The following is a 23,616-nucleotide window of genomic DNA, read 5'->3' as shown; positions in this document are numbered from 1 at the left end:
TTTCATGATGGTGGAACTCCTTTGGATACCCCTTTCACAGTGTGAACTCCCTCACTGGCGACGCAACCGCGAAGCGCTGGAACGCAACCAGCCCGGATTGGCGCAGCGTCTCGAATCGCAGCATTCGCGCAGCGATATTCAAATCAAACAAGAAGAACCAGAAACCTTTCGCTTGCGCTATGAAACGCCGAGCGGCGCCGTTTCCGTTGATGCGAATGAGGAGATGCAAGACGTAATCAACGCTGTCTGTCGTCCTATCGCGCAGGCGTTTCATCAGGGCAAATGGCTGTGTCTGGTGATGGGGTGCGGGGCCGGATGGCATGTTGCGCCGCTGGTGGAATACCTTGAACAAAAGCACCCCGGCGAGCCGAAAGGGATTTTGGTTTTAGAGCATGACCCTGGATTGCTGCTGGCATTCTTGGGGTGCGTAGACCTCAGCGCCCATCTCGAAAGTGGACGCGTCATGTTCGCCGCAGGGACAGACTTGGCGCAGGATTGCCAAGCGATTTGGGACGCCCATCATTTGGAAACGCTCGATGAACAGCAAATTGGCGCCTTCCAGGGAATGATGGCTCAAGGGGATGACCAGAATTCGATTTATCAAGAAACGCTGCAAACCATGCTGGCGCATCACAAGCAACAACGCCAAGCCTATTTCGATATTTTGAAACAATGCGAAAACCGCTGGTCGAACCCGAAGGCGGTTCCCGAACGAGTCTGGGCCCATATCACCGATGATCGCGGAGCGGGCGCTGTACTGCTTGGATTGATCGAGGGCTTTCATCAAATTGGCCTCCAAGCCGATGGGCTGCGTTTGACCGACCGTTTGTTTACCCGCTTTTATCGGTCTGCGTATGATTTTTATCAGCACGCGCCTGACTTGATGCTCTGCGTCAACCATTCTTCCAATTACGTTTCGTGGTTTGCCCAGCAGGCGCCGATCCCGCGATTGGTGTGGTACGTTGACCATCCGAAGAACACGGTCGAGTTTGACTACCACCCGGAAGACCGCTTGTTGTTGATTGCGGAGAATTTTCGCGATGAAGCGCAGCGGCGCGGCGGCAAGGCGCTCGGCGTATTGCCAGTGGGCGCACCGCATGAACTGGAGCCGCCCAAAGCGCCGAAACGCTGGCGCCATGATGTGAGTTACGTCGGCTCCGTCATCGACAATACCCATGTTTTTTCTTCATTACCGACTGAATCCGTCGAATGGATCAACGCCGTCGTTGAAGACCAGGCGGACGACCCACTCAAAGATTTGAAAGAGGTCATGGCGGCGCATCCCTGCGACCCGGCGATTCAACAGGGAATCTCGTCGGCGGTGAAAATGCGCGAGGCCAAATCTCGCTACATGAATGATAAGCATCTGTTGGATTATTTTCTTTATGGAGAAGCCAATACGCGGCGGCGGCTTCGTTATGTCGAATCGCTGTCAGACATCGAATCGCTTGGAATCTACGGCCCGCCTGCTTGGAAAACGCTTTTACCGGAGTCTATGAAAGAGCGCTATCTAGGTCGGATTGATTCGGCGGACGAACTCCATTCGTTATATCACGAGAGCAAGATCAATCTTTCATTTAATGCGCTGCAAGGATTCGGTTTTTTAAACCCGCGCGTGTTTGAAGTCCCAGCCGTAGGCGCATTTCTCCTGACGGAATGGACGCCGGGATTGGACGCGGTCTACCAGCGGGATGAAGAAATGGTTTGGTTTGAGAACCCCGATGTAATGCTAAATTCCATTCAGGCCTTGGTTCAAGATGAAAAAAAGCGATTCGACATCGTCACTCGTGCTCAATCGCGCATCGCCGCTGAACACACCTATGCGTCCCGCGCGAAAGTAATAATTAATCTTTTAAAGGAAGATCAAGGATGTTCATCATGATGAAACAGGCGTTGTGTTTATTCGTTAGTTGTTTGGTTGCAAATTCTGCTTTCGCCCAAAATGCAGAGATCAAACCCATCATGCAACGAATAACTGACCGGACGTTCCCGTCAATATTTATGGCGTGGGCGCCAGCGGACGGATTGGATGAATTGGGCCGTGAGCAGAACATCGCAAAACATGACTTAGCGTTTATGGGAGAGCACGGCCTCAAGTTGCAATGGGACCGCCCTCATGTTGGCTTAGCGGTTGCATTTAATCCCGACAGCGTCAAAAACGCTCGCGCGATGCGTCGGGAATTGCTGCGCCTGAATCCAAACCAGATTGTCTTGATGGAAATTCGATATCGCGACGCCTGGAGCGGCTTTCTTCCTGAAGACCACGAATGGTGGAAGCGCGACGATAAGGGTGATCGCGTTGTTGGGTGGGAAGAAGGCGGCTATTACATTCTCGATTTTTCGAACCCGGCCTATCGCGCCCATGTGGCGAAACAGGCAAAGGCCGCGCTTGATACAGGCGCGGTGGATGGCGTCATGCTTGACTGGTGGATTGACGATGAAGATCGGCTGGCGCTAATCAAAACCATCCGCGACGCGATTGGCGAAGACGCGTTAATTTTGGTCAATGCCAATGACCGCAAGTCGCCGATGACGGCGCCGTACATCAATGGCTATTTTATGGAATGTTGGCGCAGTAAGACGCCCGGCGATTGGCGCCGTATCGCGGAGACGCTGCGCTGGGCGGAAGAAAACCTGCGCGAGCCGCGTATCAATTGCGTCGAAACCTGGTATGAAAATTCGCGACGTGATTTCAGCCGGATGCGCGCCACGACCTGCCTGGCGCTGACCCACTCTGATGGGTATGCGTTGTTTTCCGATCCAAATGATTTACCCACCGGCGACCATCAACACGACTGGTATTCCTTTTGGGACAAGCAGCTCGGACGCCCCATCGACAAAGGCGTGATTCACGAGACGGGTTGGGCGCAGCGCGAATTTGAACGCGGCGCCGCTGTCTATAACCCGATGGGAAATACTGAAATCAAAATCACGTTTAACGAAACGCGCACCCGTCTCTCAACCGGAGAGCAGGGGACTGTGTTTTCAATCCCCCCTCTCGACGGCGACTTGTTTTTGAAGTAATACCACACGATCAACTAAGAATCGATTTCCCGAAAGTGGCTGACGACTTTGATGGCGGCGCTGAGAACGTCGCGTTCAATTTTGTCGGGCTGCTTCTCTGAATTTCGCAGGGCTTGCATGGTTTTAAATGGCTTGCCGCTGCGAACCAGAATGGTTTTGCATCCCACCGACCAGGCGGCTTCGAGGCATTCGATGCGGTCGCAAATGAAATAGGTTTCGGCGAGATTGAGTTTGTGTTTGGCGGCGGCGATTTGCAATAGGCCGCTTTTGGGCAGGGCGCATTTTTCCCACGGCGCCATCGTGCTGGGGCAGGTAATCACATCGTGGATTTTGCCTTCCTGCTCTTCCAGGCTAATTTTCATTTCTTTGGTAATTTTATCGTATTCCTCTTGGGACATGGCGCCGTTGTGCAGGCTTTCTTCCCAGACCAATACAATGGGTTTGACGTCGTTTAGTTGCATCTCGCGGAACGCTTCATGCGCAAAGGGGAGAAAAACGAACTCGTCGAGTTTGGTAATTGGATTGTCCTGACGGACGTTGACTGCGCCGTCACGATGAATAAGAACGTATCGCTCCATGACTCACCTCAAAAGTTTGCGTAGGGTTTAGGGTTGCTCCTAAATGATCTTTATCGGTCGCTGTGACGATGAGTTGACCCGAAAAATCAATATTATCCCAAAACCGCTTACGGCGGGTATTATCCATTTCATAGACGACGTCGTCAATCAACAACACCGGCGGGGCGCCGACGGCGTTGCGGGCGTTGTCGGCTTCGGCGAGACGCAGTGCCAATGAGGCGGCGCGGCGCTGGCCTTGCGATCCGAATTGCGCCAGGCTCTTGCCGTCCAGGGTGATGGGGGCGTCGTCGCGATGGGGGCCGAGCTGGGTGCTGCCGCGGTCAATTTCTTTCGCGCGGGTGCGTTCCAGACGTTTGGCTAAATCCTCCCGGATGGCCTCCGCGTCTCCGGGGGCTGCGGCTGGATATTCAATGCGGCAGGGGCCGTCGTCGGCTAGCCCTGCGTAGAAGCGCTCCAACAGAGGCGCGATCTGGTCAATGAACTCGCCCCGGCGTTCGGCGACTTGGGCGGCGGCGTCGAGAAAGGGATGGTTCCAGACGTCGAGTTCTTTTGTCAGGTCATTGCGTTTATCGAGTTGCATTCGCCGCAAGACGTGATTGCGTTGTTTGACCAGACGGCGGTATTGCTGCAAGAGCGGGATGTATTCGCTGTCGATTTGGGCGATGGCCATATCAATAAAACGGCGGCGTTCTTGCGGGCTGCCCGCGACGATGATGAGGTCTTCGGGCGCAAACAGCACCGTGCGTAATCGTCCATACAGATCGCTGATGCGCGGCAAGGGTTGGTCGTCGACTTTGACGACTTTACGTTTTTTCTCAACGCCGCAAGACAGCGTCTCTTGTTGTCCGTTTTGATCGACCACGCCCCGTAGAAACGCTGTGTCGTCGCCCCAACGGATGAGTTCTTCTTCTTTGCGGGTGCGGTGAGAGGTCGAGGTCGATAAGAAGACCACGGCTTCGATGAGGCTGGTTTTGCCTTGCGCATTGAGGCCGAGCGCCAGATGTAACCCTGGGCCGAATTCCAGTGACGCGTCTTGAATCAGGCGGAAGTTACGAATCAGCAATGAAGACAAGTACATGAGTTTTACTGACCGAGTGCGCGTAACTGTTTGGGCTGTAACAACCACGCCAGCGTTCCAAATCCCGGCGCGATTTGCGAGGGGAAGTCGATGCGGGCGACGGCGCCTTTTTTCATTAACACGCGCGCATGCATGGTTGCGGAGATAGACTCAGAAATCAATTCGCTTAAGTCAGGTTCATGACCGACCAGCGCGACGCAGTCGTCGGTTTTAGATTGCAGCATTTTTGCGATTAGGCCGAATTCAACGCCGGGTTGTAATTCGCCCAGTTCTTCAATCGGCGCAGGCAGCGCGTCGGCGACGATTTGGGCGGTTTCTTTGGCGCGGCGGTAGGGGCTGGTATAGATGCAGTCGAAGCCGTCAATGAGGCTTGCCAGGCCGCGCGCGGCGATCTTCATTTTTTCAATGCCTTCGTCGGTGAGCCAACGCTCAGCGTCGGATTGGACTTCGGCGTCGAAGCGGTCAACGGCGATAGCGTGTCGGATGATATAGAGTTCCATCAATCACCCTGCGCCCGCCGCCCGCTTGGCTTTGCGGGCTTCGCGTTCGGCTTTCATGCGTTCGATTTCTTTGGCTTCTTCTTCGTCGCGTTTCTTTTTGGCGTCTTCGAGTTCGATCATGCGGGCGAACACGCCGCCGCCTTTGAGGCGTTGTTTGACTTCGTCGTTGAATGGGCAATTGGTGTAGAAAAATTCGCGGTGGCGTTTTTCCATCTTGGGGATGCGCCGCGATTCAAACAATACCCACAGTTGATAATTATCAGCGAAGATTTGTTTGAGGTCTTTGCGTTGTTCTTTTCGGGAAAACAGCGCCAGCCATTTTCCGGTCAGTCCTTCGCTGAGCCAGTAGTGCATAGCGTCGGCTTTGGCCCATTCCCAACGGTAGTCGGCGATGCCCATCAGCAGCGTCTTCATGCTGTTGCGCGGCGGGAAGGCGCAGATACAGATGCGGGGGCCGGTGGTGCCTTTTTTGCCGGGGCTCCAAGGCTCCCAACAGCCTGCGCGTTGGCCGTAGCCGGGTTGGACGATGAAAAACGGCTGTACGACTTTTTCTTCGCCCTTATATTTTCGGTCGAACATAATGTAATCGCAGGAGAGTACCGACTTCATCGCGTCTTTCATCCAGGCGCGATTGACGACGGGGTTGTCGCGACTGGGGGCGCAGTAATCCTGGACGAGAATCGCGCATTGATTGGCGCGGGCGCCGACGCACATGCGCTGCATCTGCGGGACATTGGTCAATTCGTAACCAATCGCGACTTCGCCTCGGGCGTTGGGATCGGGCTTTCTGCCGTCCAACGACATTTCGTCGATCTCGCTGTATTTGATGTTGCCGCGCGAGATCTCTTCGAGCCATTCATCAATGAAATAGACGCCGGAATCTTCGGGGCGGCTTTTGTCGAGGTAGAGCCTTTCCCAGACCTCTTGGCGGTCGGACATCAATTTGTCGTCGAGCATTCCATAACGCATGAAGAGGCGCTTTTCCCATGAGAGACTTTCACGGGCCAGGCGTTTTCCAAAAGACGCAACCATGCGCCAATAGATGCCGGTTAATGAAGTGAATATGGCGCGCCGCTGGTCTGGTTCGCAGGTCTCAAGGCGTTCGAGCAGGCCTTTGATTTCGTCGGCTTCTTCTTCGCCTTCTAAGACGGCGCTTAAAAACTGGCCTGCTTCAAAATTAACCGATGACGTGAATACTTCTGGCGCGGCTTTTACTTCTTCTTTTTCTTCGGCGGGTTTTTCTGGTTCGGGCGCTGAGTCTGAAGCGGCTTCGAGCGCGGCGGCGGCGAAATCGTCGGTCTTTTTTGCTTTCGCGGCGTCTTTGATTTTCTGGTCGGTTCCAGGCGCGACTTTTTTGACAAAAGTGTCAGAACGCTCTTCGAGCGGCTTGGTTTTTGCTTTTACTTTTTGAAGGGCTTGTTGGGTTAAAGCGTCTTGCGCCGCCGATGTTTGTTTCGTTGTTTCTTTAACCGCTTCGCTGGCGACGATCTCTTCCGCATCTCTGCCAGTGATTTTGGTCAATTCGGTTTTTAACGAATGGATTTCCAGGTCACGCTTTTTCAGGACGACCTGATATTGCTTGACCTTGGTTTCTAGTTTTTTAATATATTGTAGAATTTGTTCACGGCTAAGCGGCGCCATAACTTTTTTTATCCCCTAAGGCGTCTCGTTCTCTCAACCCATGTAATTGCAGGAAGATAAAGTATAACACACTTTCGCGAATCTCATGCGGAGCCAAGTTATTTTTTTATGCAGAATGCGCTTTGGCCGCGAGTGACCACTCTTTCAGCAAACCGGATAAGCGCTGAAAGGCGTTTGCGGGATTTGGATCGCTGAATATCGTATTGCCCGAAACGATTTCATCAGCGCCCGCGTTATTGACCCATCGCATGGTTTCTTCGTTGATACCGCCGTCAACTTGAATCAGGTATGACAGTCCTTCACGTTCCCGCAGCTCGGCAAGCGCTTCAATTTTTGCCAGCGACTCATTCAAAAAAGTCTGACCGGGGAATCCTGGATAGACAGACATGACTAGAATTTGGTCTACATACGGCAAAAGTGGATGTACCTTTTCAACCGTTGTGGGTGGGTTTAAGGCAACGCCCGAGCGCTTGCCGCTGTCGCGTATCCATTGCAGGTCTTGCTTAATGTCAGACGAAGTTTCGATATGGATGCTGAGGCTGCGCACGTTTTCGCGGTCAAACCATTTTATCTGGCGCGAGGGGTTGGTGACCATCAGGTGGACGTCAAAGGCGCAATCGGGGATGTTTTTCAGGCTGTCGAGAACCAGCGGGCCAATGGTGATATTCGGCACAAAATGCCCGTCCATCACGTCAAAATGAAAGACGGACGCTCCCGCTGATTTCATGTTTTGCACCGATTCGCCCAGCCGGTCGAATGGCGCAGATAATAGCGACGGGAGTAAAATGGTTTTGCAACTCATAAAAAATCCGCGTTGGTTTCTATTTATGGTAAGCATTTATTAAATCGCGCATTGGATTGCGATTCAATAGATGCTGATTGATGATAAAGGATCTGACGAACTCTAAATTTTAGGCGTTTCGGAGGATGTCCTTCATATCGCGGACGGCGCGTTCTAGCCCGACAAACAGCGCTTGCGAGATAATGCTGTGTCCGGTGTGGAGCCATTCGATCAATGATAGCGCGGCGATTCGCTGAGTGTTGCGGTAATGAAGCCCATGGCCCGCATTGACTTTTAGCCCTAACGATTTGGCGTGTTCCGCTGCGCGGACGACGATTTTAAACTCGTCGTCTTCTTGCTGGGGGGTCTGCGCAAGCGCATACGGCCCGGTGTGAAGTTCAACCATGTGGGCGCCCAAGCCATGAGCGGCGGTGATCTGGTCTGCTTCGGGGTCGATAAAAATGCTGGTTTCGATGCCCGCTTCTAGAAGAGGGTCCATCAACGCTTGCAGTTTTTCTTCGCGGCCCCGAATTTGCAATCCGCTTTCGGTGGTGCGTTCTTCGCGCAGCTCGGGGACGAGTGTGCAGCATTGCGGTTTGACCTTGAGCGCCAAATCCACCATCTCAGGCGTCAGCGCCATTTCGAGGGTGAAGGGTACTTGCAAAACCTCTTTCAGCACAAAGACGTCGCGGTCTTGGATGTGGCGGCGGTCTTCGCGCGGGTGGACGGTGATTCCGTCGGCGCCGCCCAATTGCGCAAAAACGGCGGCTTCAACCGGGTCAGGATAAGTGGTGTCGCGTGATTGACGTAATGTTGCGATATGGTCGATATTGACTGACAGTTTGGCCATTGGCCGTTTTCCTTCATTGTGAAAAAGTGACGGTGACGGTAACGCCGCGCAGTTCGCTGCCGGCTGTTTGTATATCATAGGTTCCTGCGGGGATTTCCAAAGGCAAATAGATGGGTTGTGTATCAACCGGGATCGCGCCCAAATCGAGCACTTGCGTCGAAACCGAACCGATGCGGTCGAGCGCTTCACGAGGCCCCGTTAAACGGATCGACGAGGGCGTGACATAAAATTCTTCGAGTTTATAGCCTTCGGGCGGTTTCCCGACCGTCGGGGTTTTGATGGGGATGTCTTTTTCGGCCTTAAACAGCGGGATCAAAATTTGGTTCGCTTCCGGTTCTGGAGGCGAGGGAAAAGGCGCGTCGACGTTCCAGGAAAACACCTGTATTTTTACCTGGCGCGGTTTAATGGTTTCATCTAAAACAGAAACGCGCGCGCGGTCGGTGGGTTCCAAGTTAGTGCGGAACATGCTGTCTCGCAACAATACGATCAGCGCATCGCCTGACTCAGGAAACGAGAGTTCTGCGAGATCAATACGAAAATTTGAGACGTCGGTGCGCGGTAGTTCAACAGTGGTGCGCGGCCCTTGGATGGTTAGGCTGACGCGGGGCGGCGCCCAGGGTTCGGGCAGCATCCAACCTGCGGGTATATTATCGACGGTGACTTTGACGTTGGTGAGAGGGCGGCGCTGGATGCGCTCTTGTCCTTTGATCCATACTACGCCGACTGCCAGTACCAAAGAAAGTATGATTATAGACCGGTTCGTCATAATTTCTCTTATTGCGCCCCTTTATTGACGACGTTGGTCAGGATGGATTCGATTTTGTCTGCATCAATGTCGCGGGTGATGCGTCCATTGATGGCGAGCGAGATGGCGCCGGTTTCTTCGGAGACGATCAGGGTGACGGCGTCGGTTTCTTCCGCCAGCCCAAGCGCGGCGCGATGGCGCGTGCCGAGGCTGGAGTCGATCTCTTCGCGCTCGCTGAGCGGCAGCAAGCAAGCGGCGGCGGCGATGCGTCCTTCGCGAACGATGACGGCGCCGTCATGCAGCGGCGTGAGCGGCGAAAAAATCGACACCAAAAGTTCCGACGAAACCAGACTGTCGAGGCTGATTCCCGTATCGACGAATCCCTGCAAACTGGTGGAGCGTTCAAACACGACCAGACAGCCGATGTGGCGCCGGGACAGCGTTTGCGCTGCTTGGGCGGCTTCAACCATAATCGGGTCAAAGGTGCGGCGCGATTTACGAAAGAATCGGGTTTGGGTTAACTTCGACATCGAACGGCGCAATTCGGGCGCATACAAAATAATCAATCCAACAAAGATCGGCGCCTGGGCGGTCGAGAGAAACCAGTGGACGGTGTATAAGTCCAGCAATTTTGATAGATAGGTTCCGAGAAATAAGAAGACCAGAAATTGGAACACATGAAAAGCCCTGGTGCCGCGAATGGCTTTCAGCACCAGATAAAAGATCAACCACAGGATGACGATTTCCGTCATCGCGCGGGTGGGATCGACTCCAAAAATTTTCATCCAAAGCGCTTGGATGGCCTGTTCTCCTTACTTCGTGGTTGGCGTTGGCCCGTTGCGTATCGCATCAACAACATCTACTACGTCTCGCATGGCGTCTACGTTATGGACGCGAATGATATGGGCGCCTCGCATGACGCAGGCCGCAACAGCGCCCGCCGTACCCCAATCGCGGTCAGCGGCGTCAGTCTCCGTAATCGCGCCGATAAACGATTTGCGCGACGGCCCGGCCAATACGGGGCAACCGGGTATGATCCATTCAGGCGCGCGTTGAATTAAAGTCAAGTTTTGCTGAGCGGTTTTGCTGAAACCAATCCCGGGGTCAACGGCAATTTGGTTAAGCAAAACGCCTTTTTCTTGCGCGACGGCGATTTGCGTCTCAAAAAACGCGCGAACTTCGTTGGTGATATTTTCATAGTCGGTCATCGTTTGCATGTCGCGGGGCGTTCCGCGCATGTGCATGATGACTAATCCGGCTTGCGACTGCGCTGCGAGTTCCGCCAGGCGTGGGTCATGTTGTAGCCCGCTGATGTCGTTAATGATTGCAGCGCCTTCATCCAGCGCCCGCGCCGCCACTTCGTATTTGACGGTATCAATTGAAACCACTGCGCCCTGGCGCCCCGCTAACTCTTCGATGGAAGGGAGAACGCGGCGTAGTTCTTCATCAACCAAGACCGGATCGGCGCCGGGGCGAGAGGATTCTCCGCCAATGTCGATGATGTCTGCGCCTTGTTCAAGCAGGCGTTCCGCTTGTCGTATGGCCTTGGTTGGGTTGAAAAACTGGCCGCCGTCGCTGAATGAATCGGGCGTGACGTTCACAACGCCCATGATAAGCGTACGTCGCCCCCAGGCCAGTAGGTTGTCGCGGCAATGCCATTGGCCGATGGTTTGGGGAACGCCAGAAATTACAGAGGGCGAATTCAATCGAGTTCTCGCTTTGGGGCCGTCCAGAATAAAACAAACGCCGCTGCGGGTGGTCGCAGCGGCGCGGTGATTAGCGGTCTTGTTCAGCAGGATTGTTTGGTTCCTGCTGGGGTTCGCTTTCGGTTATGCGCGGTTCTGTTGCAACCGGCGTTTCGTCAGGGGGCGAAGGTTCCGCTTCGTCTGCGCTGGGTTTTTCTGCATTGGAGCCATTGCGCGCCGCCTTGGTGTCTTTCAATAGGTCTTTGACTTCGTCGGCTGCGAGCACTTCGCGCTCCAACAAGGCGTTAGCCAATGCGTCGAGACAATCGTGGTTTATCTCAAGAATTTTCTTGCAACGGTGGTAGCATTCATCCACCAACTGGCGCACTTCTTTATCAATTTCAAATGCGATTTCTTCGCTATACTCGCGGTCTTTATAGAAGTCGCGTCCCAGGAACACCTGGGTTTCATTGGCGCCGAAGGTCAGCGGGCCGAGTTTGTCGCTCATGCCGAAATTGCAGACCATTTTGTGGGCGATGGTGGTGACGCGCTCCAAATCGTTTTGCGCCCCAGTGGTAATGTCGCCAAAGATGATTTCTTCGGCGACGCGACCGCCAAGCAATGTCGCCATTTTTGCCATCAATTCGCGTTTCGACGTAAGAAAGCGCTCTTCCAGGGGCAAGTGCATGGTGTAGCCCAGTGCGCGTCCGCGGGGAAGAATTGAGACCTTGTGGATTGGGTCAATTTCTACAATTTCGAGGCCGACCAGCGCGTGGCCCGCTTCGTGATAGGCGACGGTTTTCTTTTCTTTATCGCTAATCATGCGGCTTTTACGTTCCGGCCCGGCGGTGACGCGTTCAATCGCTTCTTCGAGGTCTTCCATCCCGACCGAGTCTTTGCTTTTGCGGGCGGCCATCAGCGCCGCTTCATTAATGGTGTTGTGTAAGTCGGCGCCAGAGAAGCCGGGCGTCCGTCGGGCGATAATGCTCATGTCAACGTCTTTGGAGATGACGACGTTTTGCGAGTGGACTTTGAGGATTCCTTCGCGACCCGACAAGTCGGGGAGGTCGATAATGATCTGACGGTCAAAGCGGCCCGGACGCAACAACGCGGGGTCGAGCACATCGGGGCGATTGGTGGCGGCGATGAGAATGACTTCATCGTTGCTATTAAAACCGTCCATTTCAACCAGCAGCTGGTTGAGCGTTTGTTCGCGCTCGTCGTGACCGCCGCCGACGCCGGCGAAACGCTGGCGGCCTACGGCGTCAATTTCATCCATGAAGATAATGCAGGGCGAGTGTTTTTTGCCTTGCTCAAACAAGTCGCGAACGCGGGACGCGCCCACGCCGACGAACATTTCAACAAAATCCGAACCACTGATGCTAAAGAAGGGCACATTGGCCTCGCCAGCGACGGCGCGCGCCAGCAAGGTCTTGCCAGTGCCCGGAGGGCCGTGTAGCAATACGCCGCGAGGAATCTTACCGCCCAGTTTTTGAAAGCGGTGTGAATCTTTCAGATATTCGACGATTTCTTGCAAGTCGTCTTTGGCTTCGTCGCAGCCCGCTACGTCGGCAAAGGTCACCTTGTTATTGCCGTCGCTGTTAAGCCGGGCGCGGCTTTTACCGAACGACATGGCCTTGCTGCCGCCCATTTGCATCTGGCGCAAAATGAAGAACCAAACGCCGATGAGCAAAAGAATGGGCAAAAGAGAGGTCATCAAGCCGAACATCCAACCGCTTTCGGGGTTGGCTTTGATTTCAAAATTGGGGTTGGTTTCGTTGTAGGCCAGTAACTTGGCGTCCAGGCTTTCGCCTTGGATGCTGGCGATGATCTCGCAGGTGTATTGTTTTGGCGGCTGGCCTTCTTCCGCCGTACGGTCGATATAATCGCCTTCGACTTTGTTCTGGCTCACTTTGGCAGTGAGAAGGGTGACGCTGCTGGCGTCGGGGTTCTCAAGAATTTGAATAAACTTTGAGTACGCCCAATTGTCTTTTTGTGGAGACTGGATCGTGCTCACAATCAAAATAATGATAACTAAAAGAATGCCATAAAAAAGAACGGTTCGGTTAAACAAGGCCGCGTATCCTTTGGTTAAAGTTCTATGGTAAAGAGAAAAAGACGGCGTCCTCAAATGCAGTTTTGCTGAGGGCGCCCTCGGTTTCGCCTATTGTTTCCGTTTGTCGTTGTTCCCGCTGGGTGTTCAGGATGCCGAATCTAATTTGTATCAAAAATGGGAGTATCTTTTCATGGTAAATGGAAAAACAAATAAGTCAAGCAAAAAGAAGACCATGTAAGGCGAATTCTCTAGGGAATTTGATGAAAAACCGATTCGGCGGCTTGGTTTTCATTCGAGCGGATTCGGGTCATTATCTGCTGCGTTTCGTCGGGCCATTCAATGCTCAATTGTGTGGATTTTGTTGAATCTGCTTTTGTATACACGACCATAACTTCAATAGGTAACGGAAGATCACCGTCTGACGCCCGAATGAGAGCCGGAAGCGGATTTTCTTGGGTTGTAGCCGAAAGCGTATCGAATAACTTGTATTTTCTGATGTAGTTATTTCTGTAGCCGCCTAAGCGTGAAAATTCCACAATCGCAATCGGCTGGTGGTGGAATGTCTGGTGGTAGAGATGCAGGCCGCTCAGCCGTGAGGGAGCGTAAGGGAACTCTTGTACGGCGCCGGAAAGGTTCTGCTTGACGAATTGCGGCGGCGAATACCGCTGTATTGTAGGGAACCGCCAGCCGCTTTCGAGGATTAGGATAACAATAGTGATTACCCAAAGAGAATAGCGAAGGGGTTTTGACGAGAATGTTTGAGTCATACGTTCGATTTTTATTGCGGCGAACAGCGAGAGGATGGCGAAGCCGATAAAGGCAAATCGCGTAAATACCCGCATGGAGTCCACCATCGGTAAAAATCCGTACAGCAGCGTCGGCGAATAGAGCGGGACGCCAAATATGACGATGGGCGCATTGCCGAATTTGAATACGGGGCCGAGTGAAATCAGAAAAAATATAATGGCGCATGTTAACAGAAAGCGCTTCGACTTCAGCGTCGTGATGGAAAATACGCCCCAGGCGCCGAACAGCATGACTAGCAAGCCGGGGTGTAAGCGAAATTCCGAATCACTGGCGAGATTGATTGGCAGCCAGTCAAGCGCCCATGCGGGGCAAAGCAGGTGCAACAAATCCAGCGACCAAAATGCGGCGATTTGGATGGGGACGTCATCGGGTTGTATCTCCGGGCGATTGGCGGCTCCTAGAAAAAAATACAAATAGACCAGTAATCCCATGCACAGCGCTGGTAGAACGGCGCAAGAGGCGAGTATTTGGCGGTTCTGTTTTTTGATCGAGAAAAAAAGATGCAGCAGCCAATAGAGGCCGACGAAAATTGCGTAGTACCAATCGGTCAGCGCCGTCCATATCCAAGACAGCGTAAACAGCAATACGCTAATTTTATTGGGCGAATGAACCATGCGGTCGCACAGCCAGAATGCACAAAATATGCAGGCGGTAGAAAATAAATTCAGGTGGATCAGGTGGCTGAAGCGATAGGGCGAAAACGCCGCGATGACGCCGACAAACGCGGCGGCGAATACGCCCAGCCCGCGTCCCCGCGCCCATAAGGAGGCGAACGCGCCGGTTAGGATTGTCCATAAAAGAAAGAGCGCGTTATAGGCTATGTTCGGCCCGGCGATTGCCGTCAGCGGCGCCGCTAGTAGTCCGTTCGCTAACGAAAGCGTGTGGAAACGCAAATCAACGCCTTGCGGGTAGAACACTATATCGCACCACAAGGGTGAGACATGCCGCTCGAACACGGCATAATAAACCCACCAAAGGTTCCACAAATTGGTTCCTTTATCACCCAGTGGAATGTCGGCCAGATGGCTGGATGGATTGAGAATGACGGGGACGCAAAGCGCAAACGTACACAGCGAGAAGAAGCCCGCCCAAGCGGACGCTTCGCGCCAACTGGGCGATTGGCTGGGGCCGGGACTGGCGCTGGCTTCGCTGGTTTTGTTCATGGCTGCGCTCCCGCAGGATATCACGTGGGGCGACGGCCCCGAACTAGCGGCTTCGGCGTGGGCGTTGGGTGTGCCGCACCCCACCGGTTATCCGTTGTATATGCTATCGCTGCATTTGTTTCAATGGCTGCCGGTTGGAACCATCGCCTTTCGCGGGCATCTGTTTTCCGCTATTTGCGCTTCGTCGGCGCTATGGGTTCTCTACGCATTTTTGCGCAGCGCGTTGGCGTCCGTTTATGGCGATCGCTTTACGGTTAGCAGTCTGCCGTCTGCGTTTGCGGTTGCGGCGTTTGCTCTGACTCCGGTTGTATGGCCCTCGGCGACGCAGACAGAAGTCTACGCGCTGTTCATTCTATTGTATGCAGCGACATTACGCTTGCTGCTTCTGTATATCCAATCGCCGCAGAAATATTTCGCGCCGCTGTGTTTTGTTTTAGGATTACAAGTTGTTCATCATCGGCTGGCAGGCTTTCTTGTATTGGCGTCAGTGCTGATTTTTATGCTTCGGCTCTTGCGCCCTGAACTCTTCGGCAAACCAAAACCGCAACACGTCTTATTTACTCTAAAACGATTTTGGATCGGCGCCGCTGCCTTTGTTGCGCCGCTTTTGTTGTTGCTCTATTTCCCGATTCGGGCGGCGGCGGGGCCGCCCATCAATTGGTATGACCCGCAGACGTTTGCGCGCTTTTATTCGCTCATCAGCGGCGAGATGTATGCAGGCGTGTTGCAAAATGGCATCATCATCTGGTCGCGCGGCGCTAGTTGGGCGCGGCTGTTTTATTACGTCTCGCTGCCATTTTTGTGTTACAGCGTTCTGGCGTTTTGGATTGTCTTCGGCTTTGGCGTTGTGATCGCCCGCTTGCGCTGGTTAGGGTTGCTGGCGATTGGATTGAGCATCGCGCATATTGTATTCGTCATGTTTTACATCGTCGGCGACTGGACGGTATTCTACACGCCTGCGTTGTTGGTTTTTACGGCGCCGCTTGCGTTTGGAATCGCGCAGATGTTGTGTTGGCTTCATGCGCTTGATTTGAAGCGCTCGATTGTCGCGCTGGTCTATGCCGTATTGATCGTGTTTTGCGCGATGCCGTTTTGGGTGCGCTGGGAAGGCGACAAAGGCCTGCTGGAATTCGTCAAGCAACATTCCAACGCGTTCCCCGTGTCAAGCGCATCTTTGGATGAACGCTTTCAATCGGTGGATGATTGGCAGCCGCTGGTTTACGCCGAACAGGCTTGGCGGGCGGTCCCGAACGGCGAACCAGTATTGACCGGGCTGTTTGAATCCACGGCGGACAATGAGTTGAACCCGTTGCAGTATCAGCAAATCGTTGAGGGGCGGGGAGAGAACAACGTAATCGTCAGCTGTGGGTTCTTGTATCTGGATTGGTACCGCGAACAGGTCAATCACCATCTCGCGCTGGGGTTGGAGATGCGCGGCGATGCTCATTCCGCGTCGCAACAGGCGTGGCATGACGATACCTGGCAAACCGTAGTGCAGCCGTTATTATTACGCGGCGCCGTGTATAGCCCATCGTATCCCTTGCCGCCGTCATGGAACGGTAAAGCGGAAATCCGTATGATAGAAAAAACGCCGATTGACCGCGCTGCGGTTGCCGAATCGTATCAAAGTTACATCCCAAAAGGCTTTGTGATGAAAATCCAACTCGCGGGCGCAGAAGAACAAGAATGAATCCGATGAAAGAAAACCTGCATAAATGGGAACGTCGCATTGCGTACGGCCTGCTCGCCGTCACGCCCTTTGTGATTACGCCGGATACCGAAGATTCATTTATCGTAGGCAAGACGGTTTGGATCGCGTGTTTGGCAGTGATTTGGTTTCTGTTAATTATTTGGCGAAACGGATTTCGTTGGCAAAAGCCGTCTGAACTCGACTGGCCGATCAGCGCGATGCTGGGCGCCTATCTGGTTTCATTGATTGTGAGTTTTCAATCGCCTGCGCAACTGCGGACGTATGGATTGGTATTAATATTCGTCGGGCTGTTATATGCGTTCCGTCGTTTGTGGTCGATTGACGGGTCGCCGCGTGCGGTTGCTTGGATTTTGGCGGCGACGGCGGCGCTGCTCGCGACGTACGGCATCTTGCAGGATTATGGCGTTGATCTCTTTAACTTCAGCGGCGGCGTACGCGACTGGCGGGCGAAGGTGATCGCGACGCTAGGCAACCCCAATTTTCTCGGCGGCTACCTTTCGTATTGTATCCCGGTGATCGTCGGGCTGGGGCTGCGGCGCGGCGCCAAATGGTGGGAAGTTATTCTCGCAGGCGTAGCGCTGGGATTATCATTCGCCTGCCTGGCGGTGACGTTTTGCGTTGGCGCAACACTGGGCTTACTGCTCCTCATTTTCGTAATGCCCATCACGCTGTTTATTGTGCGTCCAACTTTTCGCGTTTCATTATTGCGCTTGGTGTTGTACATCATCATTGCTGCGTCTGCGGTTGGTTGGTACTTGCTTGATAATCCAAACAACAGCCACGGCGGTTCGTTGTACGCCGAAGCAAAATCTTCGCCGCAATGGACTAGCGGCGTCGGCGCACGGCGCTTCAACTGGCTCACCACAAAAATCATGATGCAAGAAAATCCTATTCTCGGCATCGGGTTTCATAATTATCTGACGGTGCATATTCACTACCAGGGGCTGAACTATCAACGCTATGGACGTCCGCATGATCGCGACTACGTGATTCCCGTCGACCAGCCGCATTTTCAATTGATGGAAAGCGCCGCCGAAGCCGGGCCGTTGGGCGGTTCTGCTGTTGCATGGCTTATGGCAGCATGGATTGCATCCGCTGTGCGGAGGCTCAAGCAAGAGCGCGAGGCGCCTTGGTTCGCATGGGGCGCGTATGCGGGCGTGTGGGTGGTGCTCGCGCATTCGATGTCGAGTTTTCCCTTTCATCTTCCCGCCAGCGCACTGGTCTGCGTTGTGTTGGCCTCGTATCTGGTCTCGAGAACGCCGAAGCCGAAGGAAGACGTTGAGTCTCCAGCCTGGGTAAAAACGACGGCCGCTGTGATTGCAGTTATCGTGATTGCGTATTCGTACACGCCGATCATTGCGGAGCGCGCGTTGCGGTTGGGTCGCGCAAGCCAGGGGCTGGATTCAATTGCTTACTTAGAGAGGGCGCGTCGCTGGGGCCCGTTTCATCATCAGACCTACTTGATGTTGGGCGTACGCTATATTCAGCAGGGATGGCTGGAGAATGCAGAAAAGGCGTTGCTGCAATCATTACAATATCAAGAAAACCACCAGGTGCACGTTTATCTTGCGAAGTTATATCAACGCACGGGCGAGTTAGAGAAAGCCGTCGAACAGCAGCGCCGCGTGATTGAGTTGAACCCTGTGTATCCAGGCCATTACCGCGAACTGGCGGAACTTCTTAAACAAACAGGCGACGAGGCGGGGGCGCAGACCGCGCTGCAAAAAGCCGCTGAACTCGATGAGGCGCTGAAGAAGTAGTGTAAAGATTTATCAATTGTGCGAATATTACTTACTTTGCTTTTAATGTCCCCCTTTTTAAGGGGGGAAGTCCGCTGCAGCGGACAGGGGGGATCCGCTAAAACGGTGGGTTAAGTATACTTCCCCCCACTCGTTGTACAGGCGCTCAGTGAGATACACCCGCGCCTTCTCGGTATCGAACATCGAGATATGCCTGCCTCAAATTTTCTCCGCAACCACGACGTGTGAGAGGCCGCAGGGGGGGCCGGTCAAATTTTCAATCGCCATAAAAAATGGAACCAGGGCGTTGTATAGATTGAGTTGACCGGACGGCAGCAGATTACGCTTCAGCACTTTACCATTGAGCCACCAGCCTAAGATGCCAAACAGATTCAGGTAGCGATGATTGATGGGCTTCAGATTATGCGATAGCAGTAGCTCGTTCAGATCGCGTTTGCCGTAGCGGCGAAAATGCGATAAGCCCAGATCGAGCGTTCCATATAACCCTTGATAGGCGGGGACCAGCAAGACCAGCCGTCCGCCGGGGCGTAACGCAGCGTGGAAATTATCCAGAGCCGCATGATGGTCTTCGATGTGTTCGAGCACGTTCAGGCAAACGATGGTGTCGAGGTCTTTCTCATTGAGTTGCGCCAGTTTCGGGTCTTGCAAGTCGCTTTGAAAGGTCTCGAGGTTTTCGGGTTTGCCGAGTTTGTTTTTGAGGTCTTCCAGATGTTGCCCGTTTAGGTCGACGCCGCAGACGTATTCGCGCTCAAGCAGAAAGGCGGTCATGGTGCCGACGCCGCATCCCGCTTCCATGACGCGCTGTCCCACCCAGGGATCAATGCGCGACCACATCCAGCGATTGAGGTTATTCAACTTATAGATGCGGCGCAGGGTTTCGGCGCCGATGGGGTCATCATTGTTGGCGACTTCAGGCGCGATGCCTTGCGCGGCGCTTTGTATGGCCTGGAATTGTTCGTGGTTTGGCGTCGTCATATCGTTTGTACTTTTCTCTTTTTACATTTGGGGCAAATTGTAGCAAGACATTCAGGGGACGGAAGCGCAGACTCGATGAATCATCCTTGCTCGATTTTCGCCGCCCACAATTCGCCCTCTTCGTTGGAGACCAGGATTTCGTCGCCGTAGAAACAAACGCCCTCGCATTGCTTTAGATCAATCGCCATGCGAAACATGGGGGCGTTAAACAAGTCGCGTTCATTCGTGACGCGAAACAACATGATTTGATTATACGTTAGCACTGCTAATAACTTTTTTGTTTGGTCGTACGCCGCGTCGGTGACGATGCCGGGTTCGGTTAGATTTGTGACCACTTTTGCCGTCAATTTACGGCCTGAGCGCAGCGTGTCCAAACGATAGATTTTAGAATGCTGATGTTCATTTTCTTCTTTGGTAATCAAATAGACTTTGCTGTTGAATACAAACATCGCCTCGCAGTTATGCCGCCGCTTGTCTGAATAAACGAACTCGTACGATTCAACTGTCTTGATTTTTTCGTCGGTGCGTTTGGGCGCCTCGATTTGATGAATATAATATTCGTCCTTTTTGCGGTCATTGTCGCCGACGCCGCCAATCAGCAACGACCCGTCGGGGTGTTGCGCAATGGCTTCCCAGTCATCATTTTTAATTTTCTTGATTTCAACTTGTTGCAGAACGCTGCCGTTGATGCTGAAACGAAATATCTCAGGATCGTTGCCCTTGTCGTTGATGCCCCAAAATTCGCCCCGTTTGTCAGTGGGAGTCTGACCGGACAGTTCTTTAAGCCCGTTTCCATTTTCAATTTGAGCGATTCGGATGAAAGGCGATAATGAGATTGTTTGAGTATTTTTTTTCATTGGCGTTGGCGTAGGCGTATTGTTCGGTGTCATTATGGTTGGCGTCGGATGCATACTTTCTTGTCGGGCCGGTGGGGGCGTAATGGCGTTGTTGGTTGAGATTGTGTCGGAGTTGTTGGTGCAGGATGCGAGGAGCAAAAACAAGAATGAAAAAATGCAAATCTGTTTTGTTGCCGGCATATTTTTTCCTTGCAATAAAAACGCCGCTGGACTTAACGTAAAATCCAGCGGCGAGATAAACCGATTTACGCTTCCGCCCACTGCTTGCGGAGCATGTCCATTGCTTTCGGTAGTTCCACTTCGCCCTTGCCTTCGATGCCGCATTCAAAACTGCAATAGTCCTGATAGCCGATTTCTTTCAACGCTTTGAAACCGGGGCGAAAGTCGTCGTTGGGGTCATAACTTGGCTGCTTGCGATTGGGGCGGCTAGCGAGATGCACGTGATGAAGATACTTGCGGCAGCTCATGAAGGCCGAATATTCGCACGGTTCTTCGATGCCCATGTGATAGAAGTCGCCCATCATACAGATGCCGGGGTTGTTGACTTCTTCGCAGATGGCGGCGGCGTCGGACAACTGGCGCAAGAACCACGCTTCGCCGCGATTGAGCGGTTCGAGCAGGATGCGCGATCCGGCTTTGACGGCGTGTTCGCCCAATTCACCCAAAAGGTCAATTAAAATATAGCGTCCGCCCACTTCGCTCAATTCGGTTTGTCCATTGAACGCGGGCACGATAATCAACCCGGTCGAACCCAACTCGCCAGCAGCATTGAGGATTGATTTCATCGACTCCATTGCGCGTTTGCGGACATGGGGCTTGTCTGAGATTAACACGCCGTCGAAGCCCGCGCAGATTGCGCTGGTTTGAATATCGGAGCCTTTGAAGGCGTTTTTGTATTGTGCGACGCGTTTGTCTAAATCTTTGCCGCCCGGCTCAAAGCCGACGATGTCGTGCTCTTTCATAAACGCGACTTTGTCTTCCAGCGTCTTGCCGGGGATGATCCATTCCTGGCAGGAAAATTTAAGTTTGGCTTGTTTGGTTGGTTCTGCGGCGGAAGCGCTTGTTCCAGACGCAGCCAATGCGGCGCCGACTGTTGCCGCTGTAGTTAAAAAAGAACGACGTTCCATATTGACATTTCCTCCTGATGTTATACGAATAGGATAGTGTGACCGAACCCGTTGAAGATTTCTAGCAGGAAACGCCACTAGCGTTCAAAGCCGTTTTTTGAAATGATATTCTATCATGGCATATTAAACTTTTGGGGATTGAAATGAAGAACAAAAAATCTGGCTTTACATTGATTGAGTTGCTCATTGTCGTCGCAATTATCGGTATCCTGGCCGCCATTGCTGTTCCGAATTTTTTGAATGCGCAGATCCGCGCAAAAATCGCCCGCACCAATAGCGATTTACGTACAATTGGTATGGGACTGGATATGTATTTTCTGGATTACAATAAACATCCGCCCAATGTCTCGCACCTGACAGTTGATTTAGTCAATTTAACAACGCCGACTTCGTATCTGGCGGATGTTGGGTTTCGGGACGTATTCAAAGCCGAACAGGGAGATACGGGCAATAACAAAGAGAGTTACCTGTACTTCAATTATTACTATGAGCATGACGGCCCCAATAACTGGATCAATAATATCGGCAGAGAAGACCTCAGTACGCCTGGCTATTGCCTCGCCAGTTGGGGGCCCGACCGAAACCAGGATGCGATCGAGTGGGTGTATGTACAACGCTCGGCGGGGGATGCCAAGGCTGCGTTGAACCGGGTGTATCACCCCAGCAACGGACTCATCAGCAGAGGGGATATCGGTCGCTGGGGCGGTAATGTTCCTAACGTGCCGATGATTGCCGGCGGCTGATATTGTTAACTTGAAATAGAAATCGCGTATGGCGCTGGATCAAAAATTGGTGTTTGGTTCAGCGCCATTTGCGTCATCAGTCGAGCCGAAGCGGGCGCCATCACGAGGCCGTTGCGGTAATGGCCTGCGTTAATATATACGTTTTCAATTTCAGGGTGCGCGGCAATGGTTGGGATGCCGTCCGGGCTGCCGGGGCGTAGTCCCGCCCAATGGGCTTCGACCTCTGCATCTTTCAGTTCCGGCGCCATTTGAATCGCCGCTTGTTTGAGCGCTTCGAATGCTTCTTGCGTTGTCTGCTTATCAAACCCAACCCGTTCAACTGTGCTCCCAACCAAAATGCGTCCGTCTTTACGGGGAATCAAGTAATAATCGCCTTCCATCACGATGGGCGTGAGCCTATTCGCTGGCGTTTTGATACAGATCATTTGCCCGCGGACAGGTTCGATCACTGGGGCGGGGCCGAACGGTTCCAGTAGCGACGAAGTCCACGCGCCAGCCGCCAGGATGAAATTATTTGCGGGAAATTGATGCTGGTTGCAGATCGCGCTGACAGCGCGCCCATTGTTGATTTGAATTTGTTGCAGCGGGGTGTGTTCAAAAATATCGCCGCCGCGTTGGAGAACGCTTATCTTCAATGCTTGCAACAAGCGGGGATTACGGATTTGAGCGATCTCTGGCAGCCACACTGAAGCGCCGAAGTTCTCACGCAACGCTGGCGCAAACGTATGACGTTGATCGTTGTTGATGTGCTCTGCTGTTAAGCCATGCGACTGCGTCCACTTGATTATCGCATCGCCTTGTCCCAAATTTTTTACGATACAGCCCGATTGAATCCACTCAGAATCAATACCGGTTTCATCGAGCAATTCATCCGCCAAGGCTTGGTATGAGTTGCGCGACCAAGTGACGAGTTGCATTCCGGCTGGAGGCAATTGGCCTGGATCAACCGGGAAGAGAATGCCGCCGCCCGCCCATGACGATTCTTGCCCCACGGCTGAACGGTCAATGACGGCAACCGACTGCCCTTGTGACAAGAGTTCGCGCGTTGTCATTAGGCCAATCACTCCGCCGCCGACGACGAGGAAATCGTATATTTTTGTGGGCTGAAGCATACAAATGGTTTGCGAGAATTTTGGATTTATAGCGATTCGTCAGAAAAGGCTTTGGCTAAATTGTCTTGCGTAATGTCGTAGTGGCTAAAGGTTGCGATGACGTTGCCATTTTTCAGACAAAGCGCTTGTGGGCTTGCGTGTTCGACGCCCAAGTGTTCCGCGAGTTCATTCGATAGTGGGCGCTGGTCTTGAACAACGACCAGATACGCCGTTAGTGAATTTAATTGAATAAACGCGTCCATTTCCCGTTTTGCATAAGAGGACGTTGGACAAATTGCACTATGCTTAAAAACAACGACCGGGCCGGATTGGCTTTTTTCTGTACATTCAGACGCTGATTCCATCTGTTGGTAGAGACCATTCGATTGGCTCGACATGATATTATTCCTTATGCAATAGGTCATATATGATTCAAGGGAGACA

General features: G+C 52.9%; 21 protein-coding genes. 5 read left to right on the top strand and 16 right to left on the bottom strand.

Features of this window, described 5'->3' with window-relative positions; all coding sequences use genetic code 11:
* The first annotated feature begins 4 nt into the window (after positions 1-4).
* Both P9L94_03450 and P9L94_03445 read left to right on the top strand, forming a co-directional pair.
* The gene (locus P9L94_03450) at positions 5-1,882 is read left to right on the top strand and encodes a glycosyltransferase (GenBank protein MDP8243112.1); all 1,878 of its coding nucleotides are present in this window, start codon (positions 5-7) and stop codon (positions 1,880-1,882) included.
* Complete coding sequence (locus P9L94_03445; protein MDP8243111.1) at positions 1,879-3,024, top strand: putative glycoside hydrolase; 1,146 nt, start codon at positions 1,879-1,881, stop codon at positions 3,022-3,024. The genes P9L94_03450 and P9L94_03445 overlap by 4 nt, the downstream gene beginning before the upstream one ends.
* A 14-nt stretch (positions 3,025-3,038) precedes the next feature.
* Here P9L94_03445 and P9L94_03440 read toward each other — a convergent pair whose 3' ends face one another.
* From P9L94_03440 to P9L94_03390, 11 genes are all read right to left on the bottom strand, one after another.
* Positions 3,039-3,602, bottom strand: a complete 564-nt coding sequence (locus tag P9L94_03440) for an HAD hydrolase-like protein (GenBank protein ID MDP8243110.1) — start codon at positions 3,600-3,602, stop codon at positions 3,039-3,041.
* Complete coding sequence (recF, locus tag P9L94_03435; protein MDP8243109.1) at positions 3,574-4,680, bottom strand: DNA replication/repair protein RecF; 1,107 nt, start codon at positions 4,678-4,680, stop codon at positions 3,574-3,576. Before recF ends, P9L94_03440 begins: the two co-directional genes overlap by 29 nt.
* Before the next feature lie 5 nt (positions 4,681-4,685).
* Entirely contained in the window at positions 4,686-5,180 is a 495-nt protein-coding gene (gene sixA / locus P9L94_03430; GenBank protein ID MDP8243108.1) for a phosphohistidine phosphatase SixA, read from the bottom strand.
* Between the two features lie 3 nt (positions 5,181-5,183).
* Positions 5,184-6,821, bottom strand: coding sequence for a hypothetical protein (locus P9L94_03425; GenBank protein MDP8243107.1), 1,638 nt, complete (start codon positions 6,819-6,821; stop codon positions 5,184-5,186).
* Positions 6,822-6,927: 106 nt separating this feature from the next.
* Entirely contained in the window at positions 6,928-7,623 is a 696-nt protein-coding gene (gene rpe / locus P9L94_03420) for a ribulose-phosphate 3-epimerase (GenBank protein ID MDP8243106.1), read from the bottom strand.
* Positions 7,624-7,732: 109 nt separating this feature from the next.
* A complete protein-coding gene (locus tag P9L94_03415) occupies positions 7,733-8,452 on the bottom strand; it encodes a pyridoxine 5'-phosphate synthase (protein ID MDP8243105.1) in 720 nt (239 codons plus the stop codon).
* Between the two features lie 13 nt (positions 8,453-8,465).
* Positions 8,466-9,218, bottom strand: a complete 753-nt coding sequence (locus tag P9L94_03410; GenBank protein MDP8243104.1) for a YbbR-like domain-containing protein — start codon at positions 9,216-9,218, stop codon at positions 8,466-8,468.
* A gap of 8 nt (positions 9,219-9,226) precedes the next feature.
* Complete coding sequence (gene cdaA / locus P9L94_03405; protein ID MDP8243103.1) at positions 9,227-9,982, bottom strand: diadenylate cyclase CdaA; 756 nt, start codon at positions 9,980-9,982, stop codon at positions 9,227-9,229.
* A gap of 27 nt (positions 9,983-10,009) precedes the next feature.
* Entirely contained in the window at positions 10,010-10,903 is an 894-nt protein-coding gene (gene folP, locus P9L94_03400; GenBank protein ID MDP8243102.1) for a dihydropteroate synthase, read from the bottom strand.
* Between the two features lie 70 nt (positions 10,904-10,973).
* A complete protein-coding gene (ftsH, locus tag P9L94_03395) occupies positions 10,974-12,956 on the bottom strand; it encodes an ATP-dependent zinc metalloprotease FtsH (GenBank protein MDP8243101.1) in 1,983 nt (660 codons plus the stop codon).
* A gap of 230 nt (positions 12,957-13,186) precedes the next feature.
* A complete protein-coding gene (locus P9L94_03390; protein ID MDP8243100.1) occupies positions 13,187-14,908 on the bottom strand; it encodes a hypothetical protein in 1,722 nt (573 codons plus the stop codon).
* On the opposite strand from P9L94_03390, the gene P9L94_03385 reads away from it, so the two are divergent.
* The gene (locus tag P9L94_03385; GenBank protein MDP8243099.1) at positions 14,907-16,598 is read left to right on the top strand and encodes a DUF2723 domain-containing protein; all 1,692 of its coding nucleotides are present in this window, start codon (positions 14,907-14,909) and stop codon (positions 16,596-16,598) included. The two genes, P9L94_03390 and P9L94_03385, sit on opposite strands and share 2 nt — an antisense overlap.
* The gene (locus tag P9L94_03380) at positions 16,595-18,379 is read left to right on the top strand and encodes an O-antigen ligase family protein (protein ID MDP8243098.1); all 1,785 of its coding nucleotides are present in this window, start codon (positions 16,595-16,597) and stop codon (positions 18,377-18,379) included. Before P9L94_03385 ends, P9L94_03380 begins: the two co-directional genes overlap by 4 nt.
* 198 nt (positions 18,380-18,577) lie before the next feature.
* On the opposite strand, the gene P9L94_03375 is transcribed toward P9L94_03380, so the two are convergent.
* The 3 genes from P9L94_03375 to P9L94_03365 form a co-directional block, all read right to left on the bottom strand.
* The gene (locus tag P9L94_03375; protein ID MDP8243097.1) at positions 18,578-19,354 is read right to left on the bottom strand and encodes a class I SAM-dependent methyltransferase; all 777 of its coding nucleotides are present in this window, start codon (positions 19,352-19,354) and stop codon (positions 18,578-18,580) included.
* A gap of 80 nt (positions 19,355-19,434) precedes the next feature.
* Positions 19,435-20,211 (bottom strand): SdiA-regulated domain-containing protein, encoded by a 777-nt coding sequence (locus tag P9L94_03370; GenBank protein MDP8243096.1) that lies wholly within the window; start codon positions 20,209-20,211, stop codon positions 19,435-19,437.
* A 245-nt stretch (positions 20,212-20,456) separates the two neighbouring features.
* Positions 20,457-21,338 (bottom strand): sugar phosphate isomerase/epimerase family protein, encoded by an 882-nt coding sequence (locus tag P9L94_03365; GenBank protein MDP8243095.1) that lies wholly within the window; start codon positions 21,336-21,338, stop codon positions 20,457-20,459.
* A gap of 143 nt (positions 21,339-21,481) precedes the next feature.
* On the opposite strand from P9L94_03365, the gene P9L94_03360 reads away from it, so the two are divergent.
* Complete coding sequence (locus P9L94_03360) at positions 21,482-22,081, top strand: prepilin-type N-terminal cleavage/methylation domain-containing protein (GenBank protein ID MDP8243094.1); 600 nt, start codon at positions 21,482-21,484, stop codon at positions 22,079-22,081.
* 5 nt (positions 22,082-22,086) lie between these two features.
* Here the strand turns inward: P9L94_03360 and thiO are convergent, their stop codons facing one another.
* A complete protein-coding gene (gene thiO / locus P9L94_03355; GenBank protein ID MDP8243093.1) occupies positions 22,087-23,193 on the bottom strand; it encodes a glycine oxidase ThiO in 1,107 nt (368 codons plus the stop codon).
* A 26-nt stretch (positions 23,194-23,219) separates the two neighbouring features.
* Positions 23,220-23,570: a bacillithiol system redox-active protein YtxJ gene (ytxJ, locus tag P9L94_03350; protein ID MDP8243092.1), complete on the bottom strand. Its 351-nt coding sequence runs from the start codon at positions 23,568-23,570 to the stop codon at positions 23,220-23,222.
* Positions 23,571-23,616: the final 46 nt, after the last annotated feature.

It is taken from the genome of Candidatus Hinthialibacter antarcticus, from assembly GCA_030765645.1.
GTDB classification, from domain to species: Bacteria; Hinthialibacterota; Hinthialibacteria; order Hinthialibacterales; family Hinthialibacteraceae; genus Hinthialibacter; species Hinthialibacter antarcticus.
Note: the sequence above shows the minus strand (reverse complement) of the source record. Positions and strands in the feature narration are given on the sequence as shown.